Origin of the sequence: Streptomyces sp. NPDC005962, assembly GCF_040629205.1 — a bacterium.
GTDB lineage: Bacteria > Actinomycetota > Actinomycetes > Streptomycetales > Streptomycetaceae > Streptomyces.
In genome coordinates this window covers 155,031-171,588 of record NZ_JBEXVE010000004.1, presented here as the reverse complement: position 1 = coordinate 171,588, position 16,558 = coordinate 155,031, and the positions used below count along the sequence as shown (strand labels likewise).

Here is a 16,558-nt window from a genome sequence, read left to right as displayed (position 1 = left end):
CGCCCCGCCCGCCAGACCGCTAGGGACAACCAAGGATGGACCCGTCACCCATGGCCAATGAAGAGAAGCTCTTCGAGTACCTCAAGCGCGTCACCGCCGAACTCAAGGAGACGCGGGCGCGGTTGCGGGACGCGGAGGCGACGGCCGGTGAGCCCGTGGCGATCGTCGGCATGAGCTGCCGATACCCCGGCGGGGTGACCTCGCCGGACGACCTGTGGCGCCTGGTCTCCAGCGGTGAGGACGCGATCTCGGAGGTCCCGGACGACCGCGGCTGGGACCTGGCGGGCCTGTTCGACGCGGACGGGGCGGCGGGCACCTCGTACGTCAACCGGGGCGGCTTCCTCTACGACGCCGCCGACTTCGACGCCGGATTCTTCGGCATCTCGCCCCGTGAGGCCCTCGCGATGGACCCCCAGCAGCGGCTGCTGCTGGAGACCTCCTGGGAGCTGTTCGAGCGGGCCGGGATCGACCCGGCGTCGCTGGGCGGCAGCCGCACCGGCGTCTTCATGGGCTCCAGCTTCCACGGCTACGGCGGTGACCTGGCCGCCGCGCCCGAAGAGGTCCAGGGCTATCTGCTCACCGGCCGCGCGGACAGCGTGATCTCCGGCCGCATCGCCTACACGCTGGGTCTGGAAGGCCCCGCGATGACCGTGGACACCGCCTGCTCGTCCTCGCTCGTGGCACTGCACCTGGCGGTGAACGCGCTGCAGCGCGGCGACTGCTCCCTCGCCCTCGCGGGCGGTGTGATGGTCATGTCCACCCCCGAGGTGTTCGTCGAGTTCAGCCGCCAGCAGGGGCTGTCCCGCGACGGCCGGTGCCGGGCGTTCGCCGGGAGCGCCGACGGCACCGGCCTCTCCGAGGGCGTCGGCATCCTCCTGGTGGAGCGGCTGTCGGACGCGGTGCGCAACGGCCACCAAGTGCTCGCCGTGGTGCGCGGCTCGGCCGTGAACCAGGACGGCGCGTCCAACGGTCTCACCGCGCCCAACGGTCCGTCGCAGCAGCGGGTGATCCGGCACGCCCTGGCCGACGCCGAGCTGTCGCCCGTCCAGGTGGACGTCGTGGAGGCGCATGGCACGGGCACCACGCTGGGCGACCCCATCGAGGCGGACGCGCTGCTGGCGACGTACGGCCAGGACCGGCCCGCCGGACGGCCGCTGCTGCTCGGGTCCCTGAAGTCCAACCTCGGCCACACACAGGCCGCGGCCGGGGTCGGCGGAATCATCAAAATGGTGATGGCGATGCGGCACGGCTCCGTGCCCGCCACGCTGCACGTGGACGAGCCGACCCCGCACGTGGACTGGGAGTCCGGCGCGGTGGAGCTGGTGACCGCCAGTGCCCCGTGGCCGCAGACCGGTCAGCCGCGCCGCGCCGGTGTGTCGTCGTTCGGAGTGAGCGGCACCAACGCACATGTGATCATCGAGCAGGCTCCGGCCACCACGGCTCCGGCCACCGAGGCGACCCCCGCCGAGCAGCCGTCCGCCGAGCAGCCGTCCGCCGAGCAGCCGTCCGCCGGGCAGCCGCTCGCAGGCGGCACGCTGCCGTGGGTGGTGTCCTCCCGTACCGCCGAGGGACTGCGGGCGCAGGCCGCGCGGCTGCGCGGGTCCGCCGCCGCCCTGGACGCGAGCCCCGCCGACGTCGGCTGGTCGCTGGCCTCCTCGCGCGCCGCGCTGGAGCACCGCGCGGTGGTCGTCGCCGAGGACCGGGAGGGGCTGCTCGCCGGGCTGGACGCCCTCGCGGCGGGAGAGCCCGCCGCCCACGTCGTCGACGGCGTCGCGGGCGACGCGGCGGACGGCGGCGTGGTGTTCGTCTTCCCGGGCCAGGGCTCCCAGTGGGTGGGCATGGCCACCGAACTGCTCGACACCTCACCGGTGTTCGCCGAGTCGATCGGCGGTTGCGCGCGGGCGCTGGCGCCGCACACCGACTGGGACCTCCTCGAAGTACTCCGCAACGGCGACGCGCTGGACCGGGTGGACGTCGTACAGCCCGTGCTGTGGGCCGTGATGGTGTCGCTGGCCGCGCTGTGGCGCTCGGTCGGCGTGGTGCCGTCGGCGGTGGTGGGCCACTCGCAGGGCGAGATCGCGGCCGCGTGCGCGGCGGGTGTCCTGTCGCTGGAGGACGGCGCACGGCTGGTGGCGCTGCGCAGCCGGGTCATCGCCCGGGACCTGGCCGGGCAGGGCGGCATGGTGTCCGTCGCCGCCTCGGCCGACCGGGTCGCGGAACTGCTCGCGGGCCGGGACGGCGTGTGGGTGGCGGCGGTGAACGGCCCGGCCGCCACCGTCCTCGCGGGCGAACCGGACGTGCTGGCCGAGGTGGTCGCGGCGGCGGAGGAAGCCGGGCTGCGGGCCAGGACGATCGCCGTGGACTACGCCTCGCACACACCCCACGTCGAGCAGGTCCGCGACGCGCTGCTGGAGCTGGCCGCCCCGATCACCCCCCGGGCCGGGGACGTCCCGCTGTACTCCACGGTCACCGCTGCGCCCATCGCGGGCGAGTCGCTCGACGCGGAGTACTGGTACCGCAACCTGCGCGGACAGGTCCGCTTCGACGACACCGTACGCACCCTCGTCGGCGACGGCTGCGCCGTCTTCGTCGAGGTCAGCCCGCACCCGGTGCTGGCGGGCGCGATCCAGGAGGCCGGGCACGCCGCCGACACCGACGTCCACGCGGTGGAGACGCTGCGGCGCGGCGAGGGCGGGCTCCGGCGCGTCCTGACGTCGGTGGCCGGGCTGTGGACGTGCGGGATCGGCCCAGACTGGGCGGCGGTCTTCGGCGGCGACGTCGCGCGGGTGGACCTGCCGACGTACGCCTTCGAGCGGCGCCGCTACTGGCTCTCCGGGAGCGCCACCGGCGTGGGCGACCTCGCCGGGACCGGTCTGTCACCGCTGGGGCATCCGCTGCTGGTGGCCGGGATCGGGGTGGCCGAGGGCGGCGGTTACGTCTTCACCGGGCGGCTGTCCACGACCTCGCACCCCTGGCTGGCCGATCACGCGGTCGAGGGCCGGACCCTGGTGCCGGGCGCGGCCATGGTCGAACTGGTGCTGCGGGCCGGTGAGTACACCGGCTGCGACCGGCTGGACGAGCTGGTCCTGAGCGCCCCGCTGATCGTGCCCGCCGACGGCGCCGCCGTGGAGCTGCAGGTCGGCGTCGACGCCCCGGACGAGCTGGGCCGTCGCGCCGTCCGCCTGCACTCCCGGCCGTACCGCCCCGGGCCGGACGAGGACGGGGAGCAGTGGGTCTGCCACGCGACGGGCACCGTGACCGCCGAGGCCCCGGGCGCGTCCGCGACCCCCGCACCGGAGACGGTGTGGCCGCCCGCCGACGCACAGCCGGTGGATGTGGCGGACTTCTACGAGCGTCTCGCGGGCGCCGGATACGCCTACGGGCCGGTGTTCCAGGGCGTACGCGCGGTGTGGCGGCGCGGCGGCGAGGTGTTCGCCGAGGTCGGCCTCGACGAGTCCGGCGCGAGTGACGCCACCCGGTTCGGGGTCCACCCGGCCCTGGTGGACGCGGCGCTGCAGAGCAGCCTCGCGGTGCTCCTGGAGGACGGTGGCGAGCGGAAACTCCCGTTCTCCTTCGATGGCGTGAGCCTGCACGCCACGGGGGCCACCACCGCGCGGGTCCGGGTGACCCCCGTCGGCGCCGACGCCATCTCGGTGCTGATGACGGACCACACCGGGCTGCCGGTCCTCACCATCGACCAGCTCATCTCGCGCCCCCTCGCCCTCGACGCGGTGGCCGGCGCGCCGGTGGACTCGATGTACGAGATCGTCTGGGCACCCCTGCCCACCGCCGGGGCCGGGGTGGACCCGGTCGCGGTGCTGGGGGAGGGCCTGCCGGGGTCGGCGGCTCTCTCGTACCCGGATGTCGCCTCGGTACTCGCGGCCGTACGGGCGGGGGAGCCCGTACCGGGGACCGTGGTGCTGCCCTGCCCGAGGGCGGACGGCGCCGATCTCCCCGCCGTGAGCCGGGAGTCGCTGGCCACCGTGCTCGCCGTGGTTCAGGAGTGGCTGGGCCACGAGGAGCTGGAAGCCGTCCGGCTGGCCGTGGTGACACAGGGCGCGGCCACGGTGGAACTGGCCGAGCGGGTCGACGTGGCGCAGGCGGCGGTGCGGGGTCTGGTGCGCTCCGCGGTGTCGGAGCACCCTGGCCGGATCGTTCAGGTGGATCTTGATGGTGGTGTGGCGTCGGTGGTGGCGCTGCCGGGTGTGGTGGCCGCGGCGGTGGCGGCGGGTGAGCCGGAGGCCGTGGTGCGGTCGGGCGAGGCCCTGGTGCCCCGGCTCGGCCGGGCCACCCCGTCCGACGCGGAGCTGCTCGCCGTCCCCGATGGGACACGGGCGTGGAGCCTGGACCTGGACACGGCGGGGACGCTGGAGGGGCTGAGCCTGGCCGCCTGCCCTGCGGCCGAGGCGCCGTTGGAGGCGGGCCAGGTGCGGGTGGAGGTCCGTGCCACGGGCGTCAACTTCCGTGATGTGCTGGTGGCCCTCGGTGTGGTCCCGCTGTCCGGCGCGGCCTTCGGCTGTGAGGGCGCGGGTGTGGTGGTCGAGGTCGGTTCCGGGGTGTCCGGTGTGGCGGTGGGGGACCGGGTGATGGGCCTGCTGTCGGGCTCCTACGCTGGTCCGCTGGCGGTGGCCGACAGCCGCATGGTGGTGCGGGTGCCCGGTGGCTGGTCGTTCGCCGAGGCGGCGTCGGTGCCCGCGGTGTTCCTGACCGCCTACTACGCGCTGGTGGACCTGGCGGGTGTGCGTGAGGGCGAGTCGTTGCTGGTGCACGCGGCGGCCGGTGGTGTGGGGATGGCCGCTGTGCAGCTCGCGCGCCATTTGGGTGTGGAGGTGTACGCGACGGCGAGTGAGCCGAAGTGGCCGGTGGTGCGTGGCGCCGGGGTCGCGGCGGAGCGGATCGCCTCGTCGCGGACGGTGGAGTTCGTGGAGCGGTTCCGGGAGGTGTCCGGTGGCCGTGGTGTGGATGTGGTGCTGAACTCGCTGGCGCGGGAGTTCGTCGACGCCTCGTTGGAACTGCTGCCGCGCGGCGGCCGGTTCCTGGAGATGGGCAAGACCGATATCCGTGACGCGGAGGAGGTGGCTTCGGCCCGTCCCGGCGTCACCTACCGCGCCTTCGACCTGAACGAGGCCGGTCCCGACCGGGTCGGGGAGATGCTGGCGCATTTGGTGGAGTTGTTCGAGCGGGGTGTGTTGTCTCCGTTGCCGGTGACGGCGTGGGATACCCGGCAGGCGTCGGAGGCGTTCCGGTATGTGAGTCAGGCGCGGCATGTGGGCAAGGTGGTGCTGACCACGCCGTCGTCGGGTATCCGGGGCACGGTGTTGGTCACGGGTGGTACGGGTGTGGTGGGTTCGGCGGTGGCGCGCCATCTGGTGGCCCGTCACGGCGTCACCGACCTGGTGCTGACCAGTCGTCGTGGCGAGGACGCTCCGGGCGCCGGGGATCTGGTGACGGAGCTGGGCGAACTCGGAGCCACGGCACGCGTGGTGGCGTGTGACGCTGCCGACCGTGATGCGCTTGCCGAGCTGCTGGATGGGTTGCCGGAGCTGCGGGGTGTGGTTCATGCGGCGGGCGTGATCGATGACGGTCTGGTGTCGGGGTTGTCTCCGGAGCGGTTGGAGACGGTGTTGCGTCCGAAGGTGGATGCTGCGTGGAATCTGCATGAGTTGACGGCGGGGCGGGATCTGTCGTTGTTTGTGTTGTTCTCGTCGGCGGCGGGGGTGTTCGGGGCGCCGGGGCAGGGGAATTACGCGGCGGCGAACGCGTTCCTGGACGCGCTGGCGCAGCATCGCCGTCGGGCCGGTCTGCCGGGTCAGTCCCTTGCGTGGGGTCTGTGGGCGGATCGCAGTGCGATGACGGGGGATCTGGGCCGGGCTGATCTGGAGCGGATGGGTCGTAGTGGGGTTCGGGCGTTGTCGGCGGAGGAGGGTTTGGCTCTCTTTGATGCGGCGGTGCGGGGTCCGCGTGCGTTGGTGGTGCCGATTCGGCTCGATGTGGCCGCGCTGCGCAAGCAGGGTGATCCTGCTCCGTTGTTCCGTTCTCTGGTGCGGGTCTCCGGGCGGCGTGCGGCGGCGAACGCGCCCGTTGGGGGTGGGCTGGCGGAGCGTTTGGCGGCGTTGTCCGCGGTGGAGCGTGGCCGTGAGTTGACGGAGTTGGTGCGTGCTCAGGCGGCGGTGGTGCTGGGGCATGAGGGTGCCCAGTCGGTGTCGGCGGACCGTGCGTTCAAGGATGTGGGGTTCGATTCGCTGACGGCGGTGGAGCTGCGCAACCGGCTGGGTACGGCGACCGGGTTGCGGCTTCCGGTCACGGCGGTCTTCGACTACCCGACCCCGGCAGCCCTGGCGGCGGAACTGGGTGACCGGCTGGGTGTCGAGAGTGGCGGGCCGGTGCGGACTGCCGTTCCGAACAAGCCGGTGGGGACCGTGGTGGCCGGGGATGACGATCCGATCGCGATCGTGGGGATGAGCTGCCGTTTCCCCGGTGGTGTCAGCTCGCCCGAGGACCTGTGGCGGCTGCTCGCGGAGGACGGGGACGCCATGTCGCCGTTCCCCACCGACCGTGGCTGGGACCTCGACGCGCTGTTCGACCCGGACCCGGAGCGGCCCGGCACGTCGTACACCCGGGTCGGCGGGTTCCTCGACGACATGGCCGACTTCGACGCCGAGTTCTTCGGCATCTCGCCGCGCGAGGCGATGGCCATGGACCCCCAGCAGCGGCTGCTGCTGGAGACCACCTGGGAGACGTTCGAGCGCGCCGGTGTGGACCCGGGCAGCCTGCACGGCTCGCCGACCGGCGTCTTCCTCGGCGGCTCCGTGTCCGGCTACGGGATGAACCTCTTCACGTCCTCCGACGGCCTCGACGGCCATCTGCTGACCGGCAACGCGAGCAGCGTGGCGTCGGGCCGGGTGGCCTACACCTTCGGCCTCGAAGGCCCCGCCATCACGGTGGACACGGCCTGCTCGTCCTCGCTGGTGGCCCTGCACCTGGCCGCCCAGGCCCTCCGCCAGGGCGAGTGCACCCTCGCGGTCGCCGGCGGTGTCACGGTGATGCCGAGCCCGGCGCTCATGGTGTCGTTCAGCAGGCAGCGCGGGCTGGCCGCCGACGGCCGCTGCAAGGCGTTCGCGGCCGGTGCGGACGGAACGGGCTTCGCCGAGGGCGTCGGTGTCCTGCTGGTGGAGCGGCTGTCCGACGCCGTCCGCAACGGACACGAGGTCCTGGCGCTCGTACGCGGCACGGCGGTGAACCAGGACGGCGCGTCCAACGGGCTCACCGCGCCCAACGGCCCCGCGCAGCAGCGGGTGATCCGGCAGGCACTGGCCAACTCCAAGGTGGCCGCCGCCGAGGTGGACGTCGTGGAGGCGCATGGCACCGGCACCTCGCTCGGCGACCCGATCGAGGCGCAGGCCCTGCTGGCCACCTACGGCCAGGACCGGCCCGGAGACCGGCCGCTGCTGCTGGGCTCGGTGAAGTCGAACATCGGGCACGCGCAGGCCGCGGCCGGTGTCGCGGGTGTCATCAAGATGGTGATGGCCATGCGCCACGGCGTCGTGCCCCGGACGCTGCACGTGGACGAGCCGACCCCGCATGTGGACTGGTCGGCGGGTGCGGTGGAGCTGGTGACCGAGGGCCGGGCGTGGCCGGAGGCCGCGTGGCCGCGCCGCGCGGGCGTGTCCTCGTTCGGGATCAGCGGCACCAACGCACACGTCGTGCTGGAGCAGGGCCCGGTGGCCGGTGCCCGGCCCGAGGCGGAGCGGCCGGACACCGCGCTGCCGTGGGTGGTCTCCGGCCGGACGGCCGACGGGCTGCGGGCCCAGGCGGCGCGGCTGCGGGAATTCGTGGCGGACACCGGCGCCGAGGCGCAGGCGGCGGAGATCGGCTGGTCGCTGGCGTCGGCACGGGCGGCGCTGGAACACCGCGCGGTGGTGGTCGCCGAGGACCGCGAGGCGTTCCTGTCGGGGCTGGACGCCCTGGCGGCGGGCGAGTCCGCGGGGAACGTGGTGAGCGGTGCGGTGGCGAGCGACCGGCGGATCGCGCTGGTGTTCTCGGGCCAGGGCTCGCAGCGGGCCGGTATGGGCCGTGAGCTGATGGCGCTGCCCCCGTTCGCCGAGGCCTTCGACGAGGTGTGCGCGGCCTTCGACGGGCTGCTGGACGTCCCCCTGCGCGAGGTGCTGCTCGGCGAGCCGGGCACCCCGGGCGCGGACCTGGTGGACCGCACGGATGTGACCCAGGCGGGCCTGTTCGCCTTCGAGGTGGCGATGTTCCGGCTGCTGGAGCACTGCGGGGTGGCCCCCGATTACGTGATGGGCCACTCGGTGGGCGAACTGGCGGCGGCCCATGTGTCGGGCGTGTGGTCGCTCGCCGACGCGGCGCGGGTGGTGGCCGCGCGCGGTCGGCTGATGCGCGAACTGCCCCCCGGCGGGGTGATGACGGCGCTGGAGGCCGGCGCCGAGGAGGTTGCCGAGTGGGTGGCCGGTGCTGGTGACGGCGTGTGGATCGCGGCGGTGAACGCGGAGCGGTCCGTGGTGGTGTCCGGAGTGGCGAGCGCCGTGGACGCGGTGGCGGAGCGGGCGTCGTCGCAGGGCCGCCGTACCCGTCGGCTCCGGGTCGAGCAGGCGTTCCACTCGGGCCTGGTGGAGCCCATGCTCGGCGAATTCGCCGAGATCCTGGGCCAGGTTTCCTGGGGCGCGCCGCGCATTCCCCTGGTGTCGAACCTGACGGGCGCGGTGGCGGAAGCCGCGGAGATCGGGAGCGCCGACTACTGGGTGCGGCATGTCCGCGAGGCGGTGCGTTTCGCCGACGGCGTGGAATGGCTCGGGCAGCACGGGGTGACCGATGTCGTCGAGGTCGGCCCGGACGCGACGCTGAGCGGCCTGGTCGCCGACCAGCTGGACACGGCGGTCGCGGTGCCCACCGCGCGGCGGGACCAGGACGAGATCGTCACCCTGACCCACGCGCTGGCCCGCCTGCACACCCGGGGCACGGCCGTGCGGTGGCCGATGCTGCGGCCGGACCGCCGTCTGGACCTGCCGACCTACGCCTTCCAGCGGCAGCGCTACTGGCCGCGCCGGTCCGCCCCGGTGGGCGTCGACGCCGCCGTCGGCTCCGTCGGGCTGGAGGCCACCGGCCACCCGCTGCTCGGCGCGCGTGTCGGCCTCGCCGACGGCGACGGCGTGCTGCTCACCGGGCGGCTGTCGCTGGCCGAACAGCCGTGGCTGGCCGACCACGCGGTGCTGGACACGGTCCTGTTCCCCGGCACCGGCTTCGTCGACCTGGCGCTGCGCGCGGGCGAGGAAGTGGACTGCCCCGCCGTGGAGGAACTCACCCTGCACGCCCCCCTGGTCCTGCCCGGCGACGCCGCCGTGCGGATACAGCTGACCGTGGGCGCCCCGGACGAGAACGGCCGCCGACCCGTCGCCGTGTACGCGCGCCGGGAGGACGCCGCGGAGTGGACCACCCACGCCACGGGCCTGCTGGCCCCGGCAACCCCGGCGGCCGCCACCGAACGCGCCGTCTGGCCGCCCGAGGGCGCCGAACCCGTCAGCGTGGACGGCCTCTACGACCAGCTGAACGAGGGCGGATTCGGCTACGGGCCGGTGTTCCAGGGCCTCACCGCCGCCTGGCGGCGCGGGGCCGAGGTCTTCGCCGAAATCCGTCTGCCGGACGAGGACGACGCGGCCGTCGCCGACGCCGAGCGGTTCTGCCTCCACCCGGCGGTGCTCGACGCGGCACTGCACGGCATCTCCCTGATGCACGCGGTCGACGGCGCCGAGGCCCCGCGCGGTCTGCCCTTCTCCTGGCAGGGCGTACGGCTGTACGCCGCCGGGGCCGGTGCGCTGCGCGTCCGGCTCTCCCCGACCAGCACGGCCGGGATCGCGGTGACGCTGACCGACGACGCGGGGCTGCCCGTCGCCTCGATCGACGCGCTGGCGCTGCGGCCGGTCACCGGCGACCAGCTCCGGGCCGCCCGCGGCCACGGCGACTCCCTGTTCCAGCAGGGCTGGATCGAGGTGCCCGAGGTGCCCCGCGTCGCGGCGCCGGACGCCGAGGACACGCCGCGCTGGGCCGCGATCGGCGCCGAGGCGACCGCCCTGGTGCGCACGGCGGGTGTGGCCGCCGACCCGTACGAGGATCTGGCGGCGCTGGGCGCGGCGCTGACCGCGGACACTCCCGTGCCCGACGCGGTGGTCGTCGTATGCCCCGCCTTCCCCGGCGAGACGCCGGACGCGGTCGGCGCGGCCACCGGCTGGGCGCTGGAGACGGTGCGCGGCTGGCTCGGCGACGACCGGTTCTCCGGCGCCCGGCTGGTGCTGGTCACCCGGAACGCCGCGGCCGTCGACGGGCGGGAGCCCGGCCTGCCGCACGCCGCAGTCCAGGGCCTGGTGCGCTCGGCCCAGTCCGAGCACCCGGACCGCATCGTGCAGATCGACCTCGGCGGCGCCGCCGATACCGACGCCGCCGATGCCGGTACCGACGACGACGCCGCCTCGCTGACCGCCGCCGTACTGACCGCGCGCGGCGCCGACGAGCCCGAACTCGCGGTCCGCGACGGCCTGCTGTGGGCGCCCCGGCTGAGCCGTACCGCCCCGGCCGCCGATACCGACGCCGACACCGACCGCGACGCGCCCGCGTGGGACCCGCGGGGCACCGTGCTGATCACCGGCGGCACCGGAGCGCTGGGCGGCGCCGTGGCCCGGCACCTGGCCGCCGCCCACGGCGTGCGCCACCTGCTGCTCGTGGGCAGGCGGGGCGCGCGGGCCGCCGGTGCCGAGGAACTCGTGGCCGAACTGGCCGCGCTGGGCACCGAGGCCACCGTGGCGGCCTGCGACGTCGCGGACCGCGACAGCCTCGCCGCCACACTGGCCGCCATCCCGGCCGACCGGCCACTGCGCGGTGTGGTGCACACCGCCGGAGTCGTCGACGACGGCATCGTCTCCTCGCTGACCCCCGAGCGGCTCCGCACCGTGCTGCGCCCCAAGGCGGACGCGGCCTGGAACCTGCACGAACTCACCGCGTCGGCGGACCTGACGGCCTTCGTGCTGTTCTCCTCGGCGGCGGGCGTACTCGGAGCCGCGGGCCAGGCCAACTACGCCGCGGCCAACGCCTTCCTCGACGCACTCGCCCGCCACCGGCACGCTCACGGCAGGCCCGCGCGGTCACTGGCCTGGGGCCTGTGGGAGCAGGGCGGTGAGATGTCCGGCGCGCTGACCGGACGCGACCTGGCCCGGGTGTCCCGAGGCGGGATGTCCGCGCTGTCGGTCGAGACGGGGCTCGCCCTGTTCGACGCGGCGCTCGCCACCGACGAGCCGGTCCTGGTGCCGATGACGCTCGACCCGGCCGCCCTCCGCGGCGCCGCCGCGGCCGTGCCCGCGGTCCTGCGCGGGCTGGTACGGACCCCGGCCGGGCGCGCCTCCCGGGACACCGCGCCCACGGGGCTGCGCGAGCGGCTCCGTACGCTGTCCCCGGCCGAGCGGGACAAGGCCGTGCTCGACGTCGTGCTGCGGCACGTCGGCGCCGTGCTGGGCCACGCGCCCGGCAGCGCCGTCGACGCCGACCGGGCCTTCTCCGACCTCGGCTTCGACTCGCTGACCGCCGTGGACCTGCGCAACCAGCTCGCCGCCGCGGCCGGGGTACGGCTCCCGGCCACCCTGGTCTTCGACTACCCGACACCGAGGGCGCTCGCCGACCATCTGCGCGCCGAACTCGTGGACGCCGAAATCACCGCCGCGCCCGTGACAAGGGCGGCCGCGACCGACGAACCGATCGCGATCGTCGGGATGAGCTGCCGCTACCCCGGTGGCGTCGCGTCGCCCGAGGACCTGTGGGACCTGGTCCTCCAGGGCCAGGACGCCATCACCCGCTTCCCCGACGACCGGGGATGGGACATGGCGGAACTGCGCGGCCCGGACGGCGGACAGCTGGGTGCGGGCGGATTCCTGCACAACGCCGCCGAGTTCGACCCCGCGTTCTTCGGCATCTCGCCCCGCGAGGCCCTCGCGATGGATCCCCAGCAGCGGCTGCTGCTGGAGACCTCCTGGGAAGCCTTCGAGGACGCGGGCATCGACCCCACCGCCGTCCGCGGCAGCAGCGTCGGCGTGTTCGCCGGGCTGATGCACCATGACTACGCGACCCGGCTGCGCGCCGTCCCCGAGGAGGTCGCGGGCTTCCTCGGCAACGGCAACACCGGCTCCATCGCCACCGGCCGGCTCTCCTACACCTTCGGCTTCGAGGGCCCGGCCGTCACCGTGGACACCGCCTGCTCCTCCTCGCTGGTCGCCCTGCACCTCGCGGCGCAGGCGCTGCGCCAGGGCGAGTGCTCGCTCGCCCTCGCCGGTGGCGTCGCGGTGATGTCGACCCCCGCCGCCTTCGTCGAGTTCGCGAAGCAGCAGGGCCTGGCGCCCGACGGCCGGTGCAAGTCCTTCGCCGCCTCGGCGGACGGCACCACCTGGTCCGAGGGCGTGGGCCTGCTGCTGGTCGAGCGGCTCTCGGACGCCCGCCGCAACGGACACCGGATTCTCGGTGTGGTGCGCGGCACGGCGGTGAACCAGGACGGCGCCTCCAACGGCCTCACCGCGCCCAACGGCCCCGCCCAGCAGCGGGTGATCCGGCAGGCGCTGGCCGGGGCCGGAGTGTCCGCCGCCGAGGTGGACGTGGTGGAGGCGCACGGCACCGGGACGCCGCTCGGCGACCCGATCGAGGCACAGGCGGTGATCGCGACCTACGGCCGGGAGCGCACGGACGACCGTCCGCTGCTGCTCGGCTCCCTGAAGTCGAACATCGGCCACGCACAGTCCGCCGCCGGTGTGGCCGGTGTCATCAAGATGGTGATGGCCATGCGCCACGGCGTGGTGCCACGGACCCTGCACGTGGACGAGCCGACCCCGCATGTGGACTGGTCGGCGGGCGCCGTGGAGCTGGTGACCGAGGACCGGGCATGGCCGATGGCCACCCGGCCCCGGCGCGCCGCGGTGTCCTCCTTCGGCATCAGCGGAACCAACGCGCATGTGATCATCGAGCAGGCGCCGGAGGACCAGGAAACGGTCCAAGGCGCCCCCGTACCGGACGCCGGAGCCACCGGCCCGGTGCCATGGCTGGTGTCGGGCCGGACCGCGGAGGGCCTCCGGGGCCAGGCGGCGCGGCTGCGTGAGTTCGTCACCGGTGTCGGCGCCGAGGCCGCCGTGGGCCGGGTGGGATGGTCGCTGGCCTCCTCGCGGGCGGCGCTGGAACACCGTGCGGTGGTGCTCGCGGACGACCGGGCGGACTTCCTCGCCGGGCTGGACGCCGTGGTGGCCGGTGAGCCCGCGGGCCAGGTGGTGAGCGGAGTCGTGGAGAGCGGTCGGCGCGTCGCGCTGCTGTTCTCGGGCCAGGGCTCGCAACACGCGGGAATGGGCCGCGACCTGATGGGCTGGCCCGCCTTCCGCACCGCCTTCGACGAGGCGTGCGCGGCCTTCGACGGACTGCTCGACCTGCCCCTGCGGCAGGTGCTGCTCGCCGAGGAAGGGTCCCCGGACGCGGAGTCGGTGCACCGTACGGAGTACACCCAGGCCGGGCTGTTCGCCTTCGAGGTGGCGCTGTTCCGGCTGCTGGAGAGGAGCGGGGTGAGCGCCGACTACGTCATGGGCCATTCCGTGGGCGAACTGGCGGCGGCCCATGTGTCGGGTCTGTGGTCCCTCGCGGACGCCGCGCGGGTGGTGGCCGCCCGCGGGCGGCTGATGCAGGGCCTCGCGCCCGGCGGTGTGATGGCCGCCGTGGAGGCCGACGAGGCGGAGGCCGCCGCGTGGGTGGCGCGGGACGCCGACCGGGTGGCCATCGCCGCCGTGAACTCACCCCGTTCGGTGGTGGTCTCCGGCCTGGCGGACGCGGTCGACGCCGTGGTGGAGACCGCCCGCTCCCAGGGGCGCCGCACGCGCCGGCTGCGGGTGGCGCAGGCCTTCCACTCGCCCCTGGTGGAGCCGATGCTGAACGAGTTCGCCGAGGTCCTGGCCGGAGTCTCCTGGGGCACACCGCGGATTCCGATCGTGTCCAACCTGACCGGCGAGGTCGTCGAAGCCCAGGAAATCGGCAGCGCCGACCACTGGCTGCGCCACGCCCGCGAAGCCGTGCGGTTCGCCGACGGAGTGGCCTGGCTCGGCAAGCAGGGAGTCACCGACTTCGTCGAGGTCGGCCCGGACGCCACCCTCAGCGGACTGGTGGCCGACCAGCTGGACTCGCTCGGCTCCGCGATCGTGGTGCCGACGACGCGGCCGGACCAGGACGAGACCGTCACGGTCTCGCACGCACTGGCCCGGCTGCACACCCGGGGCACCCGGGTGGAGTGGCCGACGCTCGCCCCGGACCACCGTCTGGACCTGCCCGGCTACGCCTTCCAGCGGCGCCGCTACTGGCTGGACGCGCCCGCGGCCACCGGCGACGACCGGGGCCTCGCGGCGGACCAGGCCTTCTGGGCCGCCGTGGAGGGAGAGGACGCGGACGCGCTGGCGCGCACCCTGGGCGTCGCCGGGGACGAACGGCGGTCCCCGCTGCGGGAGATGCTGCCGATGCTGGCGGACTGGCGCCGCCGCTCCCGGGAGACCTCCGCGCTCCAGGACCTGCGCTACGCGGTGACCTGGCGCCCGGTCACCGAACCGGCCGCCACCCTCACCGGCACCTGGCTGGCCATCACCGCGGGCGGTACCGCGGCCGACGCCTGCCTCGAAGCGCTGGCCCGGCAGGGCGTCGAAATCGTCACCGCCGACCTCACCGGCTGCGCCCCCGACGACATCGCCGACCGGCTGCGCGCCGCTCATCCGGGCACCCCGCTGGGCGGTGTTCTCTCGCTGACGGCGCTCGCCGACACCCCGGTGCCCGGCGCGACCCTGGGCTCGGCCCTCGCCGTCGTCCGCGCACTGGGCGAATTCGGCGACACGGCCCCCCTGTGGTACGTCACGCGCGGAGCCGTCGCGGTCTCGGCCGACGAGGACGCCGACCCGGATCAGGCCCAGCTCTGGGGGCTGGGCCGGGTGGCCGCGCTCGAACACCCCGACCGCTGGGGCGGACTGGTCGACCTGCCGACCGAGGCCGGCACCCGCGCCACGGGACGGCTGTGCGCCGTACTGGCGGGCACCACGGGCGAGGACCAGGTGGCCGTACGGGCCGGCGGCGTGCTCGCCCGGCGGCTGGTCCGGGCGCCGCTGACCACCCCGGCCCCCGGCACCGGATGGACGCCGCGCGGCGCCGTGCTGGTCACCGGCGGCACCGGGGCGCTGGGCGCGCACGTGGCCCGCTGGCTGGCCCGCGCCGGAGCCGAACACCTCGTCCTGACCAGCCGCCGGGGCCCGGCGGCACCGGAGGCCGCCGCGCTGGAGGCCGAACTCACCGAACTGGGAGCCCGGGTGACGGTGGCCGCCTGCGACGTCGCCGACCGTGCGGCGCTGGACGCTCTGGTCGCACAGCTCGCCGAGGACGGCATCAGGATCGGCGCGGTGCTGCACACCGCGGGCATCGCCCACCCCGCCGCCATCCAGGACACCGGCCCGGAGGAGGTGGCGGCCGTCCTCGGCGGCAAGGTCGACGGCGCCCGCAACCTCGACGAGGTGTTCGCCGACGCGGAGCTGGACGCCTTCGTCCTGTTCGCCTCGACCGCCGGAGTCTGGGGCGGCGCGGGCCAGGCCGCCTACGGCGCCGCCAACGCCTCTCTCGACGCCCTCGCCCAGCGGCGCCGGGCCCGCGGCCGCACCGCCACCTCCCTCGCGTGGGGTCCCTGGGGCGGTGGCGGCATGGCCGCGCGCGACGACGCCGAGGCGCATCTGCGCCGCCGCGGTGTCAGCCCGCTCACGCCGGAATCGGCGCTCGCCGTGCTCCGGCAGGCGCTCGACCACGACGAGCCGCTGCTCACCGTGGCCGACGTCGACTGGGACCGCTTCGCGCTGTCCTTCACCGCGACCCGGCAGAGCACCCTGCTCGACGAGATCCCCGAGGCCGTGACGGCCCGGGCGGCCGCCGAGCCCGCGCCCGACACCTCGGCGCGGCTGGAACAGCGGCTCGCGGGGCTCTCCGGCCCCGAGCGGCAACAGGCACTGGTCGAGGTCATCCGCGGTCAGGCGGCCGAGGTGCTCGGACACGCCACCACCGAGGGGATCGAGCCGGGCAGGCCCTTCCGCGACCTGGGCTTCGACTCCCTGGCGGCGGTGGAGTTCCGTAACCGGCTGAGCGAGGCCACCGGGCTGAAACTGCCCGCCACCTCGATCTTCGACTATCCGACCCCCCGCGAGCTGGCCGGGTATCTGCGGGCGGCCCTGGGCGAGGACGAGGTCACCGAGACCTCGGTGCTTGCCGAGATCGACCGGCTGGACGGCAAGCTCGCGGCGGTCGCGGCCGGTCCGCACTCCCACCCGGACATCGAGGCCCGGCTGGAGGCCCTGTTGGAGCGCTTGCGCGGCGAGAAGGGCGAGACGGCCGAAGAGTCGGCGGCCGACCACATCCGCTCCGCGACGCGGGACGAGGTCTTCGACTTCATCGACAACGAGCTCGGTATCTGAGCGTGAGCGGCGAGCAGCTAAGGCGGAGTACACGAATGGGAACCACG

Annotated in this window: 1 protein-coding gene; it reads left to right on the top strand. The window is 74.8% G+C overall.

Annotated elements, in window-relative coordinates:
- Window positions 1-50 precede the first annotated feature (50 nt).
- Window positions 51-16,511 (top strand): type I polyketide synthase, encoded by a 16,461-nt coding sequence (locus tag ABZ370_RS09240; RefSeq protein WP_358618501.1) that lies wholly within the window; start codon window positions 51-53, stop codon window positions 16,509-16,511.
- Window positions 16,512-16,558 lie beyond the last annotated feature (47 nt).